We start from the raw sequence: 22218 nt of genomic DNA, 5'->3' as shown, positions 1-22218 counted from the left end.
CCCCTCCATTTGAATGGCCCTTCGAGGAATTACTGTGAAGAACTGGACCTTGCGCCAACGCATCCTGGCAAGTTTTGCGGTCATTATCGCCATCATGCTGTTAATGGTTGTGGTCTCCTACTCACGGTTGCTGAAGATCGAAACCAGTCAGGAAGCCGTCCGCGACGATGCGGTACCGGGGGTTTATCTCAGTTCTATGATCCGCAGCGCGTGGGTCGACAGTTACCTTCAGACCATCGACATCATTGGTCTGCGTGAGGATAAAACCTTCACCAATACCGACAAGGCCGACTACAAGGCCTTCGAAGCGCGTATTGAGCAACAGATGGCCAATTACGAAAAAACCGTGCGCAGCCAGGCTGATCGCATGGAGTTCGATAACTTCAAAGCCGCACACATCAATTACAACAAGGTCCTTGAGCAGTTGCTGGACCGCGTCCAGAACAACGACTTGCCCGCTGCACGCGAGTTGCTTGAAGAGCAACTGACGCCGATCTGGATCGAAGGTCGCATGAAGCTCAATGACATTATTACGGAGAACAAAAACGTCTCTGATCGCGCCACCGCGGCGATTGACGATGCCGTTCTGTCGGCCAAGATCAGCATGGGCGTGTCGCTGATCATCGCCATCCTCGCCGCCGGCCTGTGCGGCCTGCTGCTGATGCGCGCGATCATGGCGCCGATGCAGCGCATCGTCGAAATCCTCGACACCATGCGCACTGGCGACCTGAGCAAGCGCCTGAATCTGGAGCGCAAGGACGAATTCAACGCGGTAGAAACCGGCTTCAACGACATGATGACCGAGCTCACCGCTCTGGTTTCCCAGGCGCAACGCTCTTCGGTTCAGGTCACCACCTCAGTGACGGAGATTGCGGCGACCTCCAAGCAGCAGCAGGCCACCGCCACCGAAACTGCCGCGACCACCACCGAGATCGGCGCCACTTCGCGGGAAATCGCCGCCACTTCCAAGGATCTGGTGCGCACCATGACCGAAGTCTCCACCGCTGCCGACCAGGCTTCGGTGGCCGCCGGTTCCGGCCAGCAGGGTTTGGCGCGCATGGAAGAGACGATGCACTCGGTGATGGGGGCCGCCGACTTGGTGAATGCCAAGCTGGCGATCCTCAATGAGAAGGCCGGCAACATCAACCAGGTGGTGGTGACCATCGTCAAAGTCGCCGACCAGACCAACCTGTTGTCCCTGAACGCCGCCATCGAAGCGGAAAAAGCCGGTGAATACGGCCGCGGGTTTGCCGTGGTCGCCACCGAAGTGCGTCGTCTCGCCGATCAGACCGCCGTGGCCACTTACGACATCGAGCAGATGGTGCGTGAGATTCAGTCGGCGGTTTCCGCAGGAGTGATGGGCATGGACAAGTTCTCCGAAGAAGTGCGCCGCGGCATGTTCGAAGTGCAGCAAGTGGGCGAGCAACTGTCGCAGATCATCCATCAGGTACAGGCCCTGGCGCCGCGGGTGTTGATGGTCAACGAGGGCATGCAGGCCCAGGCCACCGGCGCCGAGCAGATCAACCACGCGCTGGTGCAGTTGGGTGATGCCAGCAGCCAGACCGTCGAATCCCTGCGCCAAGCCAGCTTTGCCATTGATGAACTGAGCCAGGTTGCGGTGGGTCTGCGCAGCGGCGTGTCGCGTTTCAAAGTCTGATGAGCGACCTCGCGGCTAAACGCGGCGCCGTCCCGGCAGCGAAAAAGGCGTTGTTCCTGGTGTTTCACATCGGCAGTGAACGTTATGCCCTTAAGGCCACCGAAGTGGCTGAGGTGCTGCCGCGCCTGCCGCTCAAACCCATTGCCCATGCGCCCTCTTGGGTGGCGGGTATCTTTGCTCATCGCGGAGCGTTGGTGCCGGTCATCGACCTGAGTGCGCTGACCTTCGGTACGGCGGCCCAGGCGCGTACCAGCACGCGGTTGGTGTTGGTCAATTACCAGCCGCAACCCTGGGTCGAGTCTCGCCGGTTGGGGCTGATCCTTGAGCAGGCCACCGATACCCTGCGTTGCGATCCTGCGGAATTTCAGCCCTATGGCCTGGAGAACCCCCAGGCGCGCTATTTGGGGCCGGTGCGTGAGGATGCGTTGGGCCTGATGCAATGGATCGGCGTGAATGACGTGCTCACCGATGACGTGCGCGCCCTGTTGTTTTCTGCCGAGCTGAGCGTATGAGCAACGACCCGCGCTTCTTTGCCTTCCTCAAGGAACGTATCGGCCTGGACGTCGCGTCGGTCGGCGAGGCGATTATCGAGCGCGCCGTGCGCCAGCGCAGCCAGGCCGTGCAGGCGCAGACGCCAGGCGAATACTGGCAGCGCCTGCAAAGCTCCCACGACGAGCAGCAAGCACTGATCGAAGCGGTGATCGTTCCCGAGACGTGGTTTTTCCGTTACCCCGAATCCTTTGCGACCCTGGCTCGGTTGGCGATTGCACGCCTGGCCGAGATCAAGCAGATGCGCGCACTGCGCATCCTCAGCCTGCCGTGCTCCACCGGTGAAGAACCCTATTCGATTGCCATGGCCCTGCTCGATGCCGGCCTGGCGCCGCATCAGTTCAAGGTGCTGGGCCTGGACGTCAGCCCGCTGTCGGTGGAGCGTGCGCGGCGCGGGGTGTATGGCAAAAACTCGTTCCGCGGTAGCGATATTGCCTTTCGCGATCGCCACTTCACTGAACACAGCGACGGGTTCCACATCGCCGACCGCGTGCGCGAACAAGTGCGTCTGCAAGTCGGCAACTTACTGGACCCGACGCTGCTGGCGAACGAGGCGAGCTACGATTTCGTGTTTTGCCGCAACCTTTTGATCTATTTCGACCAGCCGACGCAGAAGCAAGTGTTCGATGTGCTCAAGGGCCTGACCCACGTAGACGGCGTTCTGTTTATCGGCCCGGCCGAGGGCAGCCTGCTGGGCCGGCATGGCATGCGTTCGATCGGGGTGCCGCAGTCTTTCGCCTTCAGTCGGCACGCCGAACCTAACCTGCCGGCGCCGGTATTCGTGCCGATACCGAGCCCTCAGCGCAGCGCGGCGCCCATCCCTGTCAAGCCAAGGCCGTTCAGTACCGCGAGCGCCCAGGTGGTGCCGATCAAGCCACCGCCGCCTTCCGACGCGGGTACCTTGCTCAGCCGTATCGCCACCTTGGCCAACGAAGGCAAGAGTGCCGAGGCCCGTGTCGCCTGCGAGCAGTATTTGAACAGCCACCCGCCAGCCGCCCAAGTGTTCTACTGGCTGGGGCTGCTCAGCGATGTGGCCGGCAGCGCCCTGGAGGCTCAGGGGTTTTATCGGAAAGCCTTGTACCTGGAACCTCAGCACCCGCAGGCCTTGATTCACCTGGCCGCGTTGCTCGAATCCCAGGGCGACAGCGCGGGGGCGCGCCGTTTGCAAGCGCGGGCCGCCCGTAGCGAGCGAGCAGACAGTGAGTCCAAACGATGAGTAGCCCCGACGCGCTCGACACCGCCGGCCTGGACCTGACTATGGCCGACACCCAGGCCATCGACGACTGCTGGAACCGGATCGGTATCCACGGCGACAAGTCCTGCCCGCTGCTGGTGGACCATATCCACTGCCGCAACTGTGCGGTGTACTCAGCGGCCGCCACGCGCCTGCTGGATCGCTACGCCCTGCAGCAGGACGACCATCGTCCGGCCGCTGCAGTTGAAGTCGACGAAGAGATCGTCACCCGCTCGTTGCTGATGTTCCGTCTCGGTGAAGAGTGGTTGGGTATCGCCACCCGCTGCCTGGTGGAGGTGGCTCCGTTGCAACCGATTCACTCGCTGCCGCACCAGCGTTCCCGCGCTTTGCTCGGCGTGGCGAACGTGCGGGGGGCGCTGGTGGCGTGCCTGTCTCTGGTGGAGCTGCTCGGCCTGGACAACACCGGTCACGGCGCCAGTGGCGGGCGGATCATGCCGCGTATGTTGATCATCGCCGCGCAGGATGGCCCAAGTGGTGGTACCGGTGGACGAAGTGGACGGCATCCATGCCATCGATGAGCGCACCTTGAACGCTGCGTCGGCGCCTGGCTCCCAGGCCAGCGCACGCTTTACTCAGGGCGTGTTGCAATGGAAGGGCCGCAGCCTGCGTTGGCTGGATGAGGCGCAATTGTTGTCCGCCGTGACCCGGAGCCTCACATGACCCCCGACCAGATGCGCGACGCCTCGCTGCTGGAACTGTTCAGCCTGGAAGCCGATGCACAGACCCAGGTACTGAGCGCGGGCCTGCTGGCCCTGGAGCGTAACCCGACCCAGGCCGATCAGCTTGAAGCCTGCATGCGCGCGGCCCATTCGCTCAAGGGCGCGGCGCGGATCGTGGGGGTGGATGCGGGTGTCAGCGTGTCCCACGTCATGGAGGATTGCCTGGTCAGCGCCCAGGAAAGTCGCCTGTACCTGCAACCCGAACACATTGACGCCTTGCTGCAAGGCACCGACCTGCTGATGCGCATCGCCACCCCGGGAAACACCGTGGGGCCAGCGGACATCGACGCTTATGTGGCGTTGATGGAGCGCCTGTTGGATCCGTCGCAGCCCACCGCCAAAGCTGCGCCACCGCCTGTCGTGTCCCAGCCTGCACCCGCGCCGGTCATCGAAGAATTGCCGCCGGAGCCCGAGCCCGCTCCCCCTGTTGCCAGCGATCCGCCGCGTCAGGGCAAGCGCATGACCGAAGGCGGCGAGCGCGTGTTGCGCGTGACCGCCGAGCGCTTGAACAGTCTGCTGGATCTGTCGAGCAAATCCCTGGTGGAAACCCAGCGGCTCAAGCCCTATCTGGCCAGCATGCAGCGCCTCAAACGTATTCAAAGCAATAGCGTGCGCGCCCTGGACACACTGGACGGTCATCTCAAGACTCTGGATCTGAACCTCGAAGCCCAGGAAGCCCTGGCTGATACCCGTCGCCTGCTGAGCGAGGCGCAGGCCTTACTGGCGGAAAAAACTGCCGAGCTGGATGAGTTCGGCTGGCAGGCCGGGCAGCGCGCTCAGGTGCTCTACGACACTGCGCTGGCCTGTCGCATGCGTCCGTTTGCCGATGTGCTGGCCGGGCAGGTGCGTATGGTGCGCGACCTCGGCCGTAGCCTCGGCAAGCAGGTGCGCCTGGAGATCGAGGGCGAAAAGACCCAGGTCGACCGTGACGTGCTGGAAAAGCTCGAAGCGCCACTCACCCATCTATTGCGCAATGCCGTCGACCACGGCATCGAAATGCCCGACCAGCGCCTGCTGGCCGGCAAACCCGCCGAAGGCTTGATCCGCCTGCGCGCCTCCCATCAGGCCGGTCTACTGGTGCTGGAACTGAGCGACGACGGCAACGGCGTTGACCTGGAGCGCCTGCGCGGGACCATTGTCGACCGGCATCTGTCGACCCTGGAGACCGTGCTGAACCTGAGCGAAGAGGAACTGCTGACGTTCCTGTTCCTGCCGGGTTTCAGCCTGCGCGACAAGGTTACCGAGGTGTCCGGGCGCGGCGTCGGACTGGATGCGGTGCAGCATATGGTCCGCCAGTTGCGCGGCGCGGTGGTGCTGGAGCAGACGGCGGGGCAGGGCAGTCGTTTTCACCTGGAGGTGCCGCTGACCCTTTCGGTGGTGCGCAGCCTGGTGGTGGAAGTTGGCGAAGAAGCCTATGCGTTCCCGCTGGCGCATATAGAACGTATGTGTGACCTGGCCCCCGACGACATTGTGCAACTCGAAGGCCGCCAGCATTTCTGGCACGAGGGCAGGCATGTTGGCCTGGTCGCCGCCAGCCAGCTGTTACAGCGCCCGCCGGGGCAGACCAATGACGAGACCTTGAAGGTGGTGGTGATCCGCGAGCGCGATGCGGTGTACGGTATCGCCGTAGAACGTTTCATCGGCGAGCGAACCCTGGTGGTGTTGCCGCTGGATGACCGCCTGGGCAAGGTCCAGGATATTTCCGCCGGCGCCTTGCTGGATGACGGCTCGGTGGTGTTGATCGTCGATGTGGAAGACATGCTGCGTTCGGTGGACAAGCTGCTCAACACCGGGCGCCTGGAACGCATCGCCCGGCGCAGCCAGCAGGTCACCGAGGCGCCGCGCAAACGCGTACTGGTCGTGGATGACTCGCTCACCGTGCGTGAGTTGCAACGTAAATTGCTGCTTAATCGCGGGTACGAAGTGGCCGTTGCGGTCGACGGTATGGACGGCTGGAACGCCTTACGTTCCGAAGACTTCGACCTGCTGATCACTGACATTGATATGCCTCGCATGGACGGTATTGAATTGGTCACACTCTTGCGCCGTGATACTCGCCTGCAATCGTTGCCGGTGATGGTGGTGTCGTACAAAGACCGTGAAGAGGACCGTCGCCGTGGGTTGGATGCCGGCGCCGATTATTACTTGGCCAAGGCCAGCTTCCACGACGACGCGTTGCTGGACGCCGTCGTGGAGCTGATTGGGGGCGCGCGGTCATGAGGGTTGCGATCGTCAACGACATGCCCCTGGCCGTGGAGGCCTTGCGCCGCGCCTTGAGTTTCGAGCCCTCGCACGAGGTGGTGTGGGTGGCCGGCAATGGTCTGGAGGCAGTGCAGCGCTGCGCTGAGTTGACGCCTGACCTGATCCTGATGGATCTGATCATGCCGGTGATGGACGGCGTGGAGGCCACGCGGCAGATCATGGCCGAGACCCCGTGCGCGATCCTGTTGGTGACCGTCGACCGCCAGGCCAATATGAGCCGGGTGTTCGAAGCCATGGGCCACGGCGCCCTGGATGTGGTAGACACGCCCGCACTCGGCGTAGGCAATCCAAAGGATGCGGCGGCACCGCTGCTGCGCAAAATCCTCAACATCGGCTGGCTGATCGGCCAGCGCGGCAGCCGCGTGCGCACCGAAACCACGTCAGCGCGCACCTCCGGCAAACGCCAGAGTTTGGTGGCTATCGGCTCTTCAGCGGGTGGCCCGGCTGCCCTGGAAATCCTGCTCAAGGGTTTACCCCGTGACTTTCCCGCCGCCATCGTGCTGGTGCAGCATGTGGACCAGGTCTTTGCCGCCGGCATGGCCGAATGGCTCAGCAGTGCTTCCGGGCTGCCGGTGCGCCTGGCCCGCGAAGGCGAACCGCCGCAAAGCGGTGTGGTCTTGCTGGCCGGTACCAATCACCACATTCGTCTATTGAAGAACGGCACGCTAGCCTATACCGCAGAGCCGGTGAACGAGATTTACCGGCCTTCGATCGACGTGTTCTTCGAAAGCGTGGCCAGCCACTGGAATGGTGACGCCGTCGGCGTACTGCTGACCGGCATGGGTCGTGACGGGGCGCAGGGCCTTAAGTTATTGCGTGAACAAGGTTATTTGACCATCGCCCAGGATCAGCAGAGCTCGGCGGTGTATGGCATGCCCAAAGCGGCGGCGGCGATTGATGCCGCTGTTGAAATTCGCCCTCTGGACAGAATTGCGCCCCGATTACTGGAGGTCTTTGCACAATGAACATGACCTTGCGCGATGCTGGCTTGCAGGTAGTAATTCAGGTGACTGAAGATGAATGATTTACAGATCGACGACATCAAGACCGACGAAAATGCCGCCATGGTGTTGCTGGTCGACGACCAGGCCATGATCGGCGAAGCGGTCCGACGCGGCCTGGCCCATGAAGAAAACATCGATTTCCACTTCTGCGCCGATCCGCACCAGGCGATTGCCCAGGCTATCCGCATCAAGCCGACGGTGATCCTGCAGGACTTGGTGATGCCCGGCCTCGATGGCCTGACTCTGGTGCGCGATTACCGCAATCATCCGGCCACGCAGAACATCCCGATCATCGTGCTATCCACCAAGGAAGACCCGCTGATCAAGAGCGCGGCGTTCTCGGCGGGGGCCAACGACTACCTGGTCAAGCTGCCGGACAACATCGAACTGGTGGCACGCATCCGCTATCACTCGCGTTCCTACATGACGCTGCTGCAGCGCGATGCGGCTTACCGCGCGCTGCGGGTCAGCCAGCAACAGTTGCTGGACACCAACCTGGTGCTGCAACGCCTGATGAACTCCGATGGCCTTACCGGGCTGTCCAACCGCCGTCACTTCGACGAATACCTGGAACTGGAGTGGCGCCGCGCCATGCGCGACCAGACCCAACTGTCGCTGCTGATGATCGACGTGGACTTCTTCAAGACCTATAACGACAGCTTCGGTCACGTCGAAGGCGACGAAGCCCTGCGCAAAGTTGCCGCCACCATCCGCGATGCCAGCAGTCGCCCTTCGGACCTGCCGGCGCGCTACGGTGGTGAAGAGTTTGCGTTGGTGCTGCCGAACACCTCACCGGGAGGCGCGCGACTGGTGGCCGAAAAGCTGCGCATGGCCGTCGCGGCGTTGAAAATCCCGCATATCGCTCCGGCAGAAGGCTCCAGCCTGACGATCAGCATCGGCCTGTCGACCACCACTCCGCAGCAGGGTACGGATTGTCGGCAGCTGATATTGGCGGCGGACAAGGGCTTGTATACGGCCAAGCACAATGGGCGTAATCAGGTCGGCATCGAGTGAATCGAGGCCGCAACCGATCAACATGTGGGAGGGGGCTTGCCCCCGATAGCGGAGGGTCAGTCACCTGATACACCGCCATCGGGAGCAGGCCCCCTCTCACATTTAACCCAGCGTAGTCTGCCTTTTCGCCAGGCGGGCTGCCGCTCCCCCCCGTTTGCCGTTATACTCGCCGGCTTTCAAAAGTTCGCCAACGAGTGCTGCCCGCCATGGAAATCAACCCGATCCTGAACACCATCAAGGACCTGTCCGAGCGCTCCGAAACTATTCGGGGGTATCTTTGACTACGATCAAAAGCATGAGCGTCTGACCGAAGTCAATCGTGAGCTTGAAGATCCGAGTGTCTGGAACAAACCTGAATACGCCCAAGAGTTGGGCCGCGAGCGCGCTGCGCTGGCGCAGATCGTCGACACCCTCGACGAACTGAACACCGGTCTGGCCGATTGCCGTGACCTGCTGGACATGGCCGTCGAAGAAAACGACGAAGGCGCAGTGGGCGATGTCATCGCCGAGCTGGCCCGTCTAGAGGAAAACCTCGCTAAGCTCGAATTCCGCCGCATGTTCAGCCATGAAATGGACCCGAACAACGCCTACCTGGACATCCAGGCCGGTTCCGGCGGCACCGAAGCCCAGGACTGGGCGAACATCCTGCTGCGCATGTACCTGCGCTGGGCCGACAAACGCGGCTTCGACGCTACCATCATGGAGCTGTCGGCCGGTGAAGTGGCTGGCATCAAGGGCGCGACCGTGCACATCAAGGGTGAATACGCCTTTGGTTGGCTGCGTACCGAAATCGGCGTGCACCGCCTGGTGCGCAAGAGCCCGTTCGACTCCGGCAACCGTCGCCACACTTCGTTCTCTGCGGTGTTCGTCTCGCCAGAGATCGACGACAAGGTGGAAATCGAGATCAACCCGGCCGACCTGCGTATCGACACCTACCGTTCCTCCGGTGCCGGTGGTCAGCACGTAAACACCACCGACTCGGCCGTACGTATTACTCACGTACCGACCAACACCGTGGTCAGCTGCCAGAACGAACGTTCCCAGCACGCCAACAAGGACACCGCCATGAAAATGCTGCGGGCCAAGTTGTACGAGCAGGAAATGCAGAAGCGCAACGCCGCTTCCCAGGCGCTGGAAGACACCAAGTCGGATATCGGCTGGGGTCACCAGATCCGTTCGTATGTGCTCGATGCGTCGCGGATCAAGGATCTGCGCACTAACATCGAACGCAGCGACTGCGACAAGGTGCTCGACGGCGATATCGACGAATACCTGGAAGCCAGCCTGAAGTCCGGCTTGTAATAAAGATTGTAGGAGCCGGCTTGCCGGCGATCCCCGGCCGCAGGCCGGGGACAACGAACCTGATGGAAATTTTAAAGACATGAGCGACCAACAACTCGACCCGCAAGCCCTGCAACAGGAAGAAAACTCCCTGATCGCCCTGCGCAAGGAAAAGCTTGCTGCCGAGCGCGCGAAGGGCAATGCCTTCCCCAATGACTTCCGCCGCGAAAACTACTGCGATGCCTTGCAGAAACAGTACGCGGACAAGACCAAGGAAGAGCTGGCAGAGGCTGCGATCCCGGTCAAAGTGGCAGGTCGCATCATGCTCAACCGTGGCTCGTTCATGGTGATCCAGGACATGACCGGTCGCATCCAGGTCTACGTCAACCGCAAGACCTTGCCTGAAGAAACCCTGGCCTCGGTGAAAACCTGGGACATGGGCGACATCATTGCCGCCGAAGGCACCCTGGCCCGTTCCGGCAAGGGCGACCTGTACGTCGAGATGACCAGCGTGCGCCTGCTGACCAAGTCCCTGCGCCCGCTACCGGACAAGCACCACGGCCTGACCGACACCGAGCAGCGCTACCGCCAGCGCTACGTTGACCTGATCGTCAACGAAGACGTGCGCCAGACCTTCCGCGTGCGTTCGCAAGTCATCGCCCACATCCGCAGCTTCCTGATGGCGCGTGACTTCCTCGAAGTCGAAACCCCGATGCTGCAAACCATCCCCGGTGGTGCCGCAGCCAAGCCATTCGAAACCCACCACAACGCCCTGGACCTGGAAATGTTCCTGCGTATCGCGCCGGAGCTGTACCTGAAGCGTCTGGTGGTGGGTGGTTTTGAAAAGGTCTTCGAGATCAACCGCAACTTCCGTAACGAAGGTGTCTCGACCCGTCACAACCCAGAATTCACCATGTTGGAGTTCTACCAGGCCTACGCCGACTACGAAGACAACATGGACCTGACCGAAGAACTGTTCCGCGAACTGGCACAGCTGGTCCTGGGCAGCACCGACGTGCCGTACGGCGACAAGGTGTTCCACTTCGGCGAGCCGTTCGTGCGCCTGTCGGTGTTCGACTCGATCCTCAAGTACAACCCCGAGCTGACCGCTGACGACCTCAACGACATCGACAAAGCCCGCGCCATCGCCAAGAAAGCCGGCGCCAAGGTGCTGGGCTTCGAAGGCCTGGGCAAATTGCAGGTGATGATTTTCGAAGAGCTGGTCGAGCACAAGCTGGAACAGCCGCACTTCATTACCCAGTACCCGTTCGAAGTCTCGCCGCTGGCCCGTCGCAACGATGACAACCCGAACGTCACTGACCGTTTCGAGCTGTTCATTGGTGGCCGCGAAATCGCCAACGCCTACTCCGAGTTGAATGACGCGGAAGACCAGGCCGAGCGCTTCATGGCTCAGGTGGCCGATAAGGACGCCGGTGACGACGAAGCCATGCACTACGACGCAGACTTCGTACGCGCCCTGGAATACGGTATGCCGCCAACCGCCGGTGAAGGTATCGGCATCGACCGACTGGTGATGTTGTTGACCAACTCGCCGTCGATCCGCGATGTGATCTTGTTCCCGCACATGCGGCCGCAAGCGTAACCCTAGCGAAATCCGAAGCCGCCTTTTATAAGGCGGCTTTTTTATGGGGCGTTTTTAAGCGTCAAGCAAACAGCGCCAGGTTTTGATCTATTCAAGGATGTGTGTCGTGAACCGCGTAATCGCACAAGAAGGCGCCGCCGGCATTGCCGCTGCCGTGGCTGAAAGCGTCCAGTACCAGGGCCGTAAGGCCAGTCGTCGGGGCAGCGAGCAACGGCGGCAAGACATTCTCGATGCGGCCATGCGTATTGTGGTGCGTGAGGGCGTACGAGCCGTGCGCCACCGGGCGGTGGCGGCCGAAGCGGGCGTGCCGTTGTCGGCGACCACCTACTACTTCAAAGACATCGATGACCTGCTGACCGACACCTTCGCTCAGTACGTCGAACGCAGCGCTGCCTTCATGGGCAAGCTGTGGGTACGTAACGAAGGCCTGTTGCGCGAGATGGTTGCCTACGGCGATGGCAGTCCGGAGTCACGTTCGCAATTGGCCGATGACATCGCGCGACTGACCGCCGACTATGTGCTGCGCCAACTGACCAACCGTCGCGAACACCTCATGGCCGAACAGGCGTTTCGTCAGGAAGCGCTATTGAACCCGCGCCTGGCCGAACTGGTGCGCTCCCATCAGCAGATTTTATTGCAGGGCACCGGGCAGTTTTTCCAAGTGTTGGGCTCCCGCGAGCCGCAGCAAGACGCCAAGGTGTTGACGGCGATTATCAGTCGGATGGAATATCAGGGCCTGTTGGGCGGCGCAGAGCCTCTGACCGGTGAAGAGATGCTTGAGATCCTCAAGCGTTACATGCATTTGGTGTTGGCCTCGGTCTGACACCGGAGGGTGTCTGATGAAAACCTGGCGTATCGCGCTAATCGCCTTGTCGTTCCTGCTGCTCAGCGGTTGTTTGGTGACCTTCAAGGAGCCGCTGGCAAGCCGTGAAGCGGCGCCGAATGAGTTGCTGGGCCACTGGTCCAGCAAGAATGCCTGGGGTGAGCCGCTCAGCTTACACATCACTCGCGCCGGTGAGCACCGCTACAAAGCCGTGAGCTACCCTAAAGCGGCGCCGGGCCAGCGCGATGAGTACCTGTTTACTGTGTCGCGCCATGGCAATCGGTGGTACCTGTCGGCGCCGTTGCCTACAAAGTTCGGTGGGAATTTTATCCTGGCCGGCTTCGAATTCGACGAAAAGCACGAATTGGTGGTCTACAACCTGGATCTGGAGCAGATCCGCCAAGCCATCGGCCAACAGGCATTGGATGGAGGCACCGTAGAAACCGTCGAAGGCGACGGGGTGTTGGTGGACAGCCCCATGGACCGGGTATTCGCCTACCTGGATGACCCGGCCAATGCCGATGTGTTCGTTGAAGCCGCGCGCTATCAGCGTGCGGGCAAATAACGTTTAAAGAAGGAAGCACCCGGTGGACGATTACCAGCAGACGATACGCACCTTGTCCGATCGCATTGTGCTGGCACAGACACCGATTCGCGTCCTCGACGCCGTCAAATGGGACGACACTATTCGCCAGGGATTCCTCAAGGCCAAGGGCAAGGCAATGCCTGCCGTAGACCGCGACTATTACCTGAACCGGCCGCTGTCGTTTGACTCCAGTGCGGTGAAGCTGGAATTCCAGAATATCGAGCGTGACATCACCCGTCGCCTCGGCCAGTTCAGCCCGGTGGGGCAGATCATGCGTCGCATGTGCCGCGAGTACCGCATGGTGGTGCGGATGCTCGAAGCGCGCGGCACCGAGGACTTCGGCCTGATTTCCCAAGAGCTGTACGGCGCCGCCTCCGATGCGTTCCACGCCGGCGACCCAACCCTGGCCGACCTGGGCCTGATGCTCTCCGACTACCTGAATAACATCGACGGCCGTGGCGACCTCAAGGACGAAGCCAAGACCCTCACCGCCAAGGACGCCGTCGCCCTGCTGCAAACCCGCCTGAACAAGGTGTTCGGCGAGGCGGAAGAAACCATTCGCGTGTTCGAGTCCGACGGCATCGTTGCGGATGCAGCGGCGGGGGCCGACTACATCAAGATCCGCGCCGATGCGATGTTCAACAATCGCGACGTGCGCGCCCTGGAAGTCCATGAAGGCCTGGTGCACGTCGGCACTACCCTCAACGGCCAGAACCAGCCGATCTGCACTTTCCTGTCCAAAGGCCCGCCGTCTTCCACGGTGACCCAGGAGGGCTTGGCGATTCTGATGGAGATCATCACCTTCGCCTCCTACCCGAGTCGCCTGCGCAAGCTCACCAACCGCACGCGCGCTATTCACATGGTGGAGGAGGGCGCCGATTTCCTGCAGGTGTTCGAATTCTTCCGCGAGCAAGGCTTTGAAATCGCTGAAAGCTATGGCAACGCCAGTCGCGTATTCCGTGGCTCGGTGCCCAATGGACTGCCGTTTACCAAGGATTTGTCCTACCTCAAGGGCTTCATCATGGTCTACAACTACATCCAGTTGGCCGTGCGCAAAGGCAAGCTGGAACAGGTGCCTTTGCTGTTCTGCGGCAAGACCACTCTGGAAGACATGCGTACCCTGCGCCAACTGGTGGACGAAGGCCTGGTGGTGCCGCCCAAGTACCTGCCTGAACAGTTCCGCGACATGAACGCATTGGCGGCGTGGATGTGCTTCTCCAACTTCCTCAACCACTTGAGCCTGGATCGGATCGAGGCGGATTACTCCAATATCCTCTGAAGAAATCGGGTCTAAATGTGGGAGGGCGCAAATCACCTCCCACATTGAATCTTCAACAGACGGTCAATTTCATCTTAATCACGAGGCTTCAACGGATGAGAATCCTCGGCATTCTATGCCTGCTACTCACATTGAACGGTTGCAGCTCCCTGCTGTTCTACCCCGAACCCGGCCTGCCGTTCACGCCCGAAAAAGCGCACTTGCAATACCGCGACGTCACCCTCACCACCGCCGACGGCGTGAAGCTGCACGCGTGGTGGCTGCCGGCCAAGGCTGGCGTGCCCGTCAAAGGCACGGTGCTGCACTTGCACGGCAACGGCGGCAATCTGGCCTGGCACCTGGGTGGCAGTTGGTGGTTGCCGGAGCAGGGCTATCAGGTGCTGCTGGTGGACTATCGCGGATACGGGTTGTCCGAAGGCAAACCGTCCTTGCCGGCGATCTATCAGGATGTGGATGCAGCGTTCAGTTGGATCGACAAAGCCCCCGAAACCCAGGGCCAGCCGCTGATTGTTCTCGGCCAGAGCCTTGGCGGTGCGCTGGCCGTGCATTACCTGGCAGAGCATCCGGAGCGTCAGGCCAGGCTTAAGGCGCTGGTACTGGATGGTGTGCCAGCCAGTTATCGTGACGTAGGACAATTCGCCCTCAGCACCTCCTGGCTAACATGGCCGTTTCAAGTGCCCTTGTCCTGGCTGGTCCCCGACGCCGACAGTGCGATCAACGCCATGCCTCGGCTGACCGGCGTGCCGAAACTGCTGTTCCACAGCCTGGATGACCCGATCGTGCCGCTTTCCAATGGCATCCGTCTGTACCAGGCGGCGCCACCGCCCAGGGTGTTGCAATTGACCCGGGGCGGTCATGTGCAGACCTTTGCCGACAAGACCTGGCAAACCGTGATGCTGCGCTACCTGGATGACCCGCAGCACTTCAACGGCCTACGCCGCCTGGGCGAAATTCCGAACTACCCCATTCCTAAAGTTGACTGATCAGAGAGCCCGCAATGAGCGAAGAACGCAACATGATCCCGCTGATTCTCACCGGCATCGGCACCATCATCGGCACCGTCGGCTGCCTGTGGTACTACGGCTACCTGCACTTCGCCAAGCCGGAAGATGCGTTGTTGCTCAGTGACTTCACCATGCTCAAAACCGTGCCTGGCGAGGACTACAAAATTTCTTTGACCCCGGCGGCCCAGGTGGCGCAGTGCGTCGATGGCGTGCTGGTGATGTTCGACACCGAGCAGAAAGGCCTCAGTGGCGTGCTGGTAAACAACAAGAAACAGGCAGTACGTTGTATGGGGCAGGAAACGCCACAACTGCAGCAGTAAGCCCTCTTAAAACCTCACGATTTACGACTCGCCCCCGTAGATCGTGCAGCTGCAGCCCCCGTACTTAACTGAAATATCTGGAACCGTATCGCGCCAGCAACCACTGAATGCGGTATGACTTACACAGATCGGGGCCGAAAACGTGGCGATCACTATTGCTGCAATACGCAACATGCTGGACATGGCGAGGGGGCATGAGTCGTTGCAACGGCTGGATGCTCAGGACCATGAACTCCAGCAAATGATGGACAAGCTGTCACACAATACTTATGGCGCGAAGATAGAGCTGCCCGCTGAGGATACGCATCGAACGGTCCAGTTCGATGAGCCCAAAAAAAACCCACCGTAAGGTGGGTTTTCTTATCCAGCGTTAATCAATCAGTTAGCGACGGAAGAGCGTGGCTTCACTGGTTGGTTATCGTTAGAGATGGTCACTTCAACACGACGGTTCATGGCACGGCCCGACACGCTGCCATTATCGGCAACCGGGTATTCCTTGCCGTAGCCGGTGGTCACGATGCGGCGTGGATCAACGCCCATCTTGATCAGCGCAACCTGAACCGAAGCGGCACGGCGCTCCGAGAGGCTCTGGTTGTAGGCGTCGGCGCCGGTGCTGTCGGTGTAACCCTCAATGATCACTTGGCGATCCGGGTTTTCCTGGAGGAACTGCGCCAGCTTGTTGATGTTTACCAGGCCGCTGGATTTCAGATCGGCCTTGTTGGTAGCAAACAGCACGTCACCAAAGGTCACCAGGGTGCCGCGATCGGTTTGCTTAGCGTTCAGGCTGTCTTGCAGTTGCTTGATCTGAGCGTCACGAGCGTCGAGCAGGGCGCGGGCGCGTTCGTCACCAGCATTTTTCAGCTTGGCCTCGGACTCGCGCAGCGCGATGGTGTCTTTAGCCACTTCAACGCGCTGATTGGTCAGGTAGGCCAGTTGGTCGACTTTCTTCTGGTCTTCCTTGTCGCGATAGGCTTTGTCAGCCTTGTCCAGCCAGTCCTGAGCGTCCTTGGTTTCCAGAGCCGCTACTTTGGTGGCGTTCGGGTTGGCCTGCAGGGCCGAGAAGTTGGTCCGTGCATTTTCCAGGTTCGCGTTTGGCGGGGTGGAGCAAGCCGCCAGTGCAACGCTCATCGCCAGCAGGGCAGGGATCATCAATTGTTTACGCATAGTCATGTCGTCCTTTCAATTCGATATCGGGTGCAATGCAATCAGGGGCAGCAGCTTATTTCTGCTGGATAGCAGCCGGGCGCATGCCTTCCTGACGCAGCTCCTGAACAGCTTTCTGGGAGTCCTTCACAGCCTGGTCGGCTTTGGCGGCCTGGGCTTTGCGCTCTGCAACGCGAGCGTCCCACTCGGCTTGCTCGGACAGGCGACGGGCTTCGTCGTAGTTCTTGTCATGCATGGCGATTTCGGCTTGCTTGAGCTTGTCCTGGGCCGACTTCATTTCTACGGCCGCGTACTCGGTGCCGCCGGCGCTGACAGCGCTGTTCACCGCGGACTGGGTTACTGCGTATTGCTCAGTCGGAGGGTTGCCGGCGCAGCCCGCCAGAACGAAGCTGGTGCCGATTGCCAGCGCGGCCAATTTAAGCCCGCGCAGGTGGTTAAACGAGGATTTGGCAGTGCTGGTCTTCATCGTCTTCAACTCCATTGGATAACTCCTGAAAAACTTCAAAATCCATCGCAGGTGGTCAGCGGTTGTGGGCCTGGCGGTTAAGCGCGGGGCACCTATTCAAACGGCTGTTCCAAGTGATGGCTTACTGGCTGTGACCGGAGGCTTTTTTGAATAGTTCAGAGAAGATGGCGATTTGCCTAAAAAAATAACTGACTGAACGGTCAGCGTAAAAAAATGGAACTTTTGCTGCGCGCAGAAGTACGCCGGGCCTCTTGGAGGCCCGGAATACAAGGGGTAGATAGACGGGGGTTAGTGCTTGGATTCGTCGACGCTGGTCGACAAGTCATGCAGATAGCGCCGCGACAACGTGAGAAAACGCGGCGTAGGGCCGACGTCTTCATAAAGCGGATCGCCCTCTTCATCGGTGGCGATGACGTGTTGCCCTTTGATGTAGGGGAAGCTGGCTTCCAGCTCTTCAAGGGCCGCGCCGATCAGCTCACCGAGCAGTTCTTCGGTACTGCGCTTGGGGTACATCTCGGCGATGGCCGCCAACCGTGCGGCGGCCTCTACATCAAGATGGATGGCGTACTCGGTCTTGGTCAAACGACCCTTAGCGTTCTCTTCCCAATGCTGGGCCAGTTCTCGAATTTTCATGGCAACCTCAATAAAGCCCGCGATGGCAGGCGGTGATGAGTGACCAGTCGCTCGCGTGGATAATGCGGCGGCTCACAGTTGAGACTAGCTGCAAGCCGCAAGGTTTAAAGTCTTGTCATAAAACGATGCTGACGGCACTCTGGCAGGCCTGCGCGTCCCGGATTTCTGGCTGGAGATTGGCTGATGAGTGATATCGATGCACGCTTGCGTGAGGATGTTCACCTGCTGGGTGAACTGCTGGGCAACACCATTCGAGAGCAGTATGGCGATGATTTTCTCGACAAGATCGAGCAGATCCGCAAAGGCGCCAAGGCTGACCGCCGGGGTGCCGGTGATGAGCTGAGCACCAGCCTCAACCAGTTGCAGGAGGACGAGCTGCTGCCCGTGGCCCGGGCGTTCAACCAGTTCTTGAACCTCGCCAATATCGCCGAGCAGTACCAGTTGATTCACCGGCGTGACGAGTCGCAGCCGGCACCGTTCGAATCCCGTGTGTTGCCTGAATTGCTGGCGCGTTTGCAAAGCGAAGGCCATAGCAATGAATCCCTGGCCCGCCAGTTGGGGCGCCTGGAGATCGAGTTGGTCCTCACCGCCCACCCCACCGAAGTGGCGCGCCGCACCCTGATCCAGAAATACGATGCCATCGCCGCGCAACTGGCGCTGCAAGATCACCGCGACCTCACCACGGCTGAGCGCGAACAGATCCGCCAACGCCTGCAACGGTTGATCGCCGAAGCCTGGCACACCGAAGAAATCCGCCGCACCCGACCCACTCCGGTGGACGAAGCCAAATGGGGCTTTGCGGTGATTGAGCATTCGCTGTGGCACGCCATCCCCAATTATTTGCGCAAGGCTGACCAGGCCCTGCATGCCGCCACTGGCCTGCGTCTGCCTTTGGAAGCCGCGCCGATTCGTTTTGCGTCGTGGATGGGCGGCGACCGCGACGGCAACCCGAATGTGACCGCGCCGGTCACCCGTGAAGTGTTGCTGCTCGCACGGTGGATGGCCGCTGACTTATACCTGCGCGATATCGACCACTTGGCGTCCGAACTGTCGATGCAAAAGGCCAGCCCGGCGTTGCAGGCCAAGGTTGGCGACAGCGTCGAGCCCTACCGCGCCGTGCTCAAGCAACTGCGCGAACGTCTGCGAGCCACACGCCAATGGGCGCACACCGCATTGAGCAGCAGCACGCCGGCACCGGCCGAGGTGTTGCAGAACAACCGCGACCTGCTGGAACCGCTGGAGCTGTGCTACCAGTCGCTGCATGAGTGCGGTATGGGTGTGATCGCCGACGGTCCGTTGCTTGATTGCTTACGCCGTGCTGTGACCTTTGGCCTGTTTCTGGTGCGGCTGGATGTGCGCCAGGATTCCAGTCGCCATTCGGCGGCCATGACCGAAATCACCGATTACCTGGGCCTCGGTCGTTACGACGAGTGGGACGAAGACGCACGCATCAGCTTCCTGATGAAGGAATTGGCCAACCGGCGACCGCTGCTGCCGGGCTATTTCAAACCGTCGGCGGACACAGCCGAAGTACTCAACACCTGTAAGGAAGTGGCTGCCGCGCCGGCTGCCTCGTTGGGTTCTTATGTCATCTCCATGGCCGGCGCCGCGTCGGATGTGCTCGCCGTGCAATTGCTGCTTAAAGAGTCGGGCGTACAACGGCCGATGCGCGTGGTGCCGCTGTTCGAAACCCTGGCCGACCTGGATAACGCCGGTCCCGTGATCGAACAGCTGTTGCTGCTGCCGGGCTACCGTGCGCGTTTGCAGGGCCCGCAGGAAGTGATGATCGGCTACTCCGACTCAGCCAAGGACGCCGGCACCACCGCTGCTGCGTGGGCGCAATACCGCGCGCAGGAACGGTTGGTGGATATCTGCCGCGAGCAACAGGTGGAACTGCTGTTGTTCCATGGTCGCGGTGGCACCGTCGGCCGTGGCGGCGGCCCGGCACACGCCGCGATCCTGTCGCAGCCGCCGGGCTCGGTGGCAGGGCGTTTCCGTACCACTGAGCAGGGCGAGATGATCCGCTTCAAGTTCGGCCTGCCGGATATCGCCGAGCAGAACCTCAATCTTTACCTGGCCGCCGTTTTGGAAGCGACGCTGCTGCCACCGCCTCCACCCGAGCCAGCCTGGCGCCACTTGATGGACGAATTGGCCGCCGATGGTGTCAGCGCCTACCGTGCGGTGGTGCGGGAAAATCCGCAGTTCGTTGAATATTTTCGCCAGTCCACCCCCGAGCAGGAGCTCGGCCGTTTGCCGTTGGGCAGTCGTCCAGCCAAGCGCCGTGCTGGTGGTATAGAAAGTCTGCGCGCCATCCCGTGGATCTTCGGGTGGACACAGACTCGGCTGATGCTGCCTGCCTGGCTGGGCTGGGAAGCGGCGTTGAGCAAGGCGTTAGAACGCGGCGAAGGTGAACTGCTGGGGCAGATGCGTGAGCAGTGGCCGTTCTTCCGTACCCGTATCGATATGCTGGAAATGGTCCTGGCCAAGGCGGATGCCGATATCGCGCGTCTCTATGACGAGCGCCTGGTGCAGCCGGATCTGTTGCCATTGGGTGTGCACTTACGCGACCTATTGTCGCAGGCGTGTGACGTGGTGCTTGGCCTGACTGGCCAGTCGCAACTGCTGGCCCACAGCCCTGACACCCTGGAGTTCATTCGCCTGCGCAACACCTACCTTGATCCCTTGCACTTGTTGCAGGCTGAGTTGCTGGCACGTTCGCGCCAGCAGGAAGCGGCGCAGGACAGCCCTCTGGAACAGGCGCTGCTGGTGTCCGTGGCCGGTATTGCCGCCGGGTTGCGCAACACCGGCTGAGGTTTTTTGCGTGTTCTCAAGGGCTTGCAGATAAACCACGACGACCGTCCGGAAAAGGGCGGTCGGCGTTTATAGCGTCGGGTTGCACTCAGGCACACCCTACCTATGGCGCATGCCGGGCGCGGTTCCTGCGACTTTTGGCGGCTTGTGTGGTTAAGGCCTGCTGTGTATCTTGATCAGCCTTTGGCCGTTTGGGCGGCCGGAATCCTATTTTTACGAGCCATACTTCTACGAGATTTGCCCCCACGCGGTGAATCCGAGCGTCATCTCTATATAAAAAATTGAGGAGCACATCGATGCGCGTCATTCTGCTGGGAGCTCCCGGGGCCGGTAAAGGTACTCAGGCAAAGTTCATCACTGAAAAATTCGGCATTCCACAAATCTCCACCGGCGACATGCTGCGTGCGGCCGTCAAGGCTGGCACCGAGCTGGGCCTGATCGCCAAGAGCGTGATGGACAGCGGCGGCCTGGTCTCCGATGACCTGATCATCAACCTGGTCAAGGAACGCATCAGCCAGGAAGACTGCAAGAACGGTTTCCTGTTCGACGGCTTCCCACGCACCATTCCCCAGGCTGAAGCCCTGGTGAAGGCCGGCGTTGAGCTGGATGCTGTGGTCGAGATCGCCGTTGAAGACGAAGAAATCGTCCAGCGCATTGCCGGTCGTCGCGTTCACGAGGGCTCGGGCCGCGTGTACCACGTCGTCTACAACCCGCCGAAGGTTGAAGGCAAGGACGATGTCACCGGTGAAGACCTGGTGCAGCGTAAAGACGACACTGAAGAAACCGTGCGTCATCGCCTGTCGGTCTACCACTCGCAGACCAAGCCATTGGTAGATTTCTACCAGAAGCTGTCCGCTGCCCAGGGCAAGCCGAAGTACAGCCACATCCCTGGCGTTGGCTCGGTAGAAGCCATCACTGCCAAGGTGCTGCAAGCACTGAGCTGATCCTACGATCGGCTCGCTCAACAACGGCCCGCTTGCGGGCCGTTGTTGTTTATACTGGCGCACTTTTTTTCGATTTGGACACCCACACCGATGAGCACCCTGCTGGCCCTGGACACCGCGACTGAAGCTTGCTCCGTTGCCTTGCTGCACGATGGCATCGTTACGAGCCACTACGAGGTGATCCCGCGCCTGCACGCGCAGAAGCTGTTGCCGATGATCAAGCAACTGCTGGAAGAGGCGGGCACCACCCTGGCTGCTGTCGATGCCATCGCTTTTGGCCGTGGTCCGGGGGCGTTTACCGGTGTGCGGATCGCCATTGGCGTAGTCCAGGGCCTGGCATTTGCCCTGGAGCGCCCGGTATTACCGGTCTCCAACCTTGCGGTGCTGGCCCAACGCGCATTGCGTGAGCATGGCGCTTCGCAAGTCGCAGCTGCCATTGATGCGCGGATGGATGAGGTCTATTGGGGGTGCTACCGCGAAACCGCTGGCGAGATGCGTCTGGTGGGCGTGGAAGCTGTGCAGTCACCGGAATCGTCCGTATTGCCGGACGATGCTAGCGGCGACTGGTTTGGTGCTGGCACTGGCTGGGGCTACGGCGAGCGTATCGGCGTTCAACGGGTTGGCCAGGACGCCGCCATGTTGCCTCACGCGGAAGATCTGCTGACCCTGGCGCGCTTCGCGTTTGAGCGTGGCGAGGCGATTCCTGCGGATCAGGCTGCGCCGGTTTATCTACGCGATAAAGTGGCTCAAACCAAAGCCGAACGCGGGATTATTTGACGCCAAAAATGATGGCAATGTGAGGCAAAAGTCGCCAATCGTCAGAATTTGCCACGGGTTTTAAACC

The 22218-nt window shown here is 60.8% G+C and carries 20 protein-coding genes and 1 pseudogene; 18 read left to right on the top strand and 3 right to left on the bottom strand.

All coding sequences use genetic code 11. From position 1 onward, the window contains the following. Nucleotides 1–34: 34 nt before the first annotated feature. The 15 genes and pseudogenes from ACVWXD_RS18655 (at nucleotide 35) to ACVWXD_RS18585 (ending at nucleotide 15705) form a co-directional block, all read left to right on the top strand. Nucleotides 35–1657: a methyl-accepting chemotaxis protein gene (locus tag ACVWXD_RS18655; protein WP_032891725.1), complete on the top strand. Its 1623-nt coding sequence runs from the start codon at nucleotides 35–37 to the stop codon at nucleotides 1655–1657. Then, nucleotides 1657–2169 carry a chemotaxis protein CheW gene (locus ACVWXD_RS18650; RefSeq protein ID WP_032891724.1) on the top strand — a complete coding sequence of 171 codons (513 nt, stop codon included), beginning with the start codon at nucleotides 1657–1659 and terminating at the stop codon, nucleotides 2167–2169. The genes ACVWXD_RS18655 and ACVWXD_RS18650 overlap by 1 nt, the downstream gene beginning before the upstream one ends. Further along, complete coding sequence (locus ACVWXD_RS18645) at nucleotides 2166–3422, top strand: CheR family methyltransferase (RefSeq protein ID WP_032891723.1); 1257 nt, start codon at nucleotides 2166–2168, stop codon at nucleotides 3420–3422. The genes ACVWXD_RS18650 and ACVWXD_RS18645 overlap by 4 nt, the downstream gene beginning before the upstream one ends. Continuing rightward, nucleotides 3419–4121 (top strand): annotated as a pseudogene (locus ACVWXD_RS18640) (chemotaxis protein CheW). The gene ACVWXD_RS18645 and the pseudogene ACVWXD_RS18640 overlap by 4 nt, the downstream one beginning before the upstream one ends. Continuing rightward, on the top strand, nucleotides 4118–6400 hold the full coding sequence (locus ACVWXD_RS18635) for a hybrid sensor histidine kinase/response regulator (RefSeq protein WP_122680275.1): 2283 nt from the start codon (nucleotides 4118–4120) through the stop codon (nucleotides 6398–6400). The pseudogene ACVWXD_RS18640 and the gene ACVWXD_RS18635 overlap by 4 nt, the downstream one beginning before the upstream one ends. Next, nucleotides 6397–7407 carry a chemotaxis response regulator protein-glutamate methylesterase gene (gene cheB / locus ACVWXD_RS18630; RefSeq protein ID WP_181642742.1) on the top strand — a complete coding sequence of 337 codons (1011 nt, stop codon included), beginning with the start codon at nucleotides 6397–6399 and terminating at the stop codon, nucleotides 7405–7407. Before ACVWXD_RS18635 ends, cheB begins: the two co-directional genes overlap by 4 nt. A 51-nt stretch (nucleotides 7408–7458) precedes the next feature. After that, on the top strand, nucleotides 7459–8460 hold the full coding sequence (locus ACVWXD_RS18625; protein WP_032891719.1) for a diguanylate cyclase: 1002 nt from the start codon (nucleotides 7459–7461) through the stop codon (nucleotides 8458–8460). A gap of 206 nt (nucleotides 8461–8666) precedes the next feature. After that, nucleotides 8667–9762 (top strand): peptide chain release factor 2 gene (gene prfB / locus ACVWXD_RS18620; RefSeq protein WP_099601257.1). Its coding sequence is split into 2 segments (ribosomal slippage): nucleotides 8667–8738 and nucleotides 8740–9762, totalling 1095 coding nucleotides; the frame shifts between segments, so codons are not numbered across the junction. A gap of 79 nt (nucleotides 9763–9841) precedes the next feature. Continuing rightward, a complete protein-coding gene (gene lysS / locus ACVWXD_RS18615) occupies nucleotides 9842–11344 on the top strand; it encodes a lysine--tRNA ligase (RefSeq protein ID WP_032891718.1) in 1503 nt (500 codons plus the stop codon). Nucleotides 11345–11450: 106 nt separating this feature from the next. Continuing rightward, on the top strand, nucleotides 11451–12167 hold the full coding sequence (locus ACVWXD_RS18610; protein ID WP_032891717.1) for a TetR/AcrR family transcriptional regulator: 717 nt from the start codon (nucleotides 11451–11453) through the stop codon (nucleotides 12165–12167). Between the two features lie 16 nt (nucleotides 12168–12183). Continuing rightward, nucleotides 12184–12732, top strand: a complete 549-nt coding sequence (locus ACVWXD_RS18605; RefSeq protein ID WP_099601258.1) for a hypothetical protein — start codon at nucleotides 12184–12186, stop codon at nucleotides 12730–12732. Nucleotides 12733–12754: 22 nt separating this feature from the next. Further along, nucleotides 12755–14032 carry a flavohemoglobin expression-modulating QEGLA motif protein gene (locus tag ACVWXD_RS18600; RefSeq protein WP_032891715.1) on the top strand — a complete coding sequence of 426 codons (1278 nt, stop codon included), beginning with the start codon at nucleotides 12755–12757 and terminating at the stop codon, nucleotides 14030–14032. A gap of 95 nt (nucleotides 14033–14127) precedes the next feature. Beyond that, nucleotides 14128–15015 (top strand): alpha/beta hydrolase, encoded by an 888-nt coding sequence (locus ACVWXD_RS18595; RefSeq protein WP_095183989.1) that lies wholly within the window; start codon nucleotides 14128–14130, stop codon nucleotides 15013–15015. 14 nt (nucleotides 15016–15029) lie between these two features. After that, nucleotides 15030–15356: a hypothetical protein gene (locus tag ACVWXD_RS18590; RefSeq protein WP_003172217.1), complete on the top strand. Its 327-nt coding sequence runs from the start codon at nucleotides 15030–15032 to the stop codon at nucleotides 15354–15356. Between the two features lie 142 nt (nucleotides 15357–15498). Next, entirely contained in the window at nucleotides 15499–15705 is a 207-nt protein-coding gene (locus tag ACVWXD_RS18585; protein ID WP_032891713.1) for a hypothetical protein, read from the top strand. 29 nt (nucleotides 15706–15734) lie between these two features. Here ACVWXD_RS18585 and ACVWXD_RS18580 read toward each other — a convergent pair whose 3' ends face one another. The 3 genes from ACVWXD_RS18580 to ACVWXD_RS18570 all read right to left on the bottom strand — a co-directional run bounded on the left by ACVWXD_RS18580 (nucleotide 15735) and on the right by ACVWXD_RS18570 (nucleotide 17619). Further along, entirely contained in the window at nucleotides 15735–16520 is a 786-nt protein-coding gene (locus tag ACVWXD_RS18580) for an OmpA family protein (RefSeq protein ID WP_032891712.1), read from the bottom strand. A gap of 55 nt (nucleotides 16521–16575) precedes the next feature. Then, nucleotides 16576–17001, bottom strand: coding sequence for a DUF4398 domain-containing protein (locus ACVWXD_RS18575; RefSeq protein ID WP_032891711.1), 426 nt, complete (start codon nucleotides 16999–17001; stop codon nucleotides 16576–16578). A 273-nt stretch (nucleotides 17002–17274) separates the two neighbouring features. Further along, nucleotides 17275–17619 (bottom strand): hypothetical protein, encoded by a 345-nt coding sequence (locus ACVWXD_RS18570; RefSeq protein ID WP_032891710.1) that lies wholly within the window; start codon nucleotides 17617–17619, stop codon nucleotides 17275–17277. 183 nt (nucleotides 17620–17802) lie between these two features. Here ACVWXD_RS18570 and ppc point away from each other — a divergent pair, with 183 nt between their 5' ends. The 3 genes from ppc to tsaB all read left to right on the top strand — a co-directional run bounded on the left by ppc (nucleotide 17803) and on the right by tsaB (nucleotide 22151). Further along, nucleotides 17803–20430 carry a phosphoenolpyruvate carboxylase gene (gene ppc / locus ACVWXD_RS18565; protein WP_032891709.1) on the top strand — a complete coding sequence of 876 codons (2628 nt, stop codon included), beginning with the start codon at nucleotides 17803–17805 and terminating at the stop codon, nucleotides 20428–20430. A 296-nt stretch (nucleotides 20431–20726) separates the two neighbouring features. After that, on the top strand, nucleotides 20727–21374 hold the full coding sequence (gene adk / locus ACVWXD_RS18560) for an adenylate kinase (RefSeq protein WP_003172225.1): 648 nt from the start codon (nucleotides 20727–20729) through the stop codon (nucleotides 21372–21374). Nucleotides 21375–21464: 90 nt separating this feature from the next. Continuing rightward, nucleotides 21465–22151, top strand: coding sequence for a tRNA (adenosine(37)-N6)-threonylcarbamoyltransferase complex dimerization subunit type 1 TsaB (tsaB, locus tag ACVWXD_RS18555; RefSeq protein ID WP_032891708.1), 687 nt, complete (start codon nucleotides 21465–21467; stop codon nucleotides 22149–22151). The last annotated feature ends 67 nt before the right edge of the window (nucleotides 22152–22218 follow it).

The organism is Pseudomonas sp. TE3911 (assembly GCF_054062775.1).
This window is presented reverse-complemented; position numbering and strand designations above follow the sequence as displayed.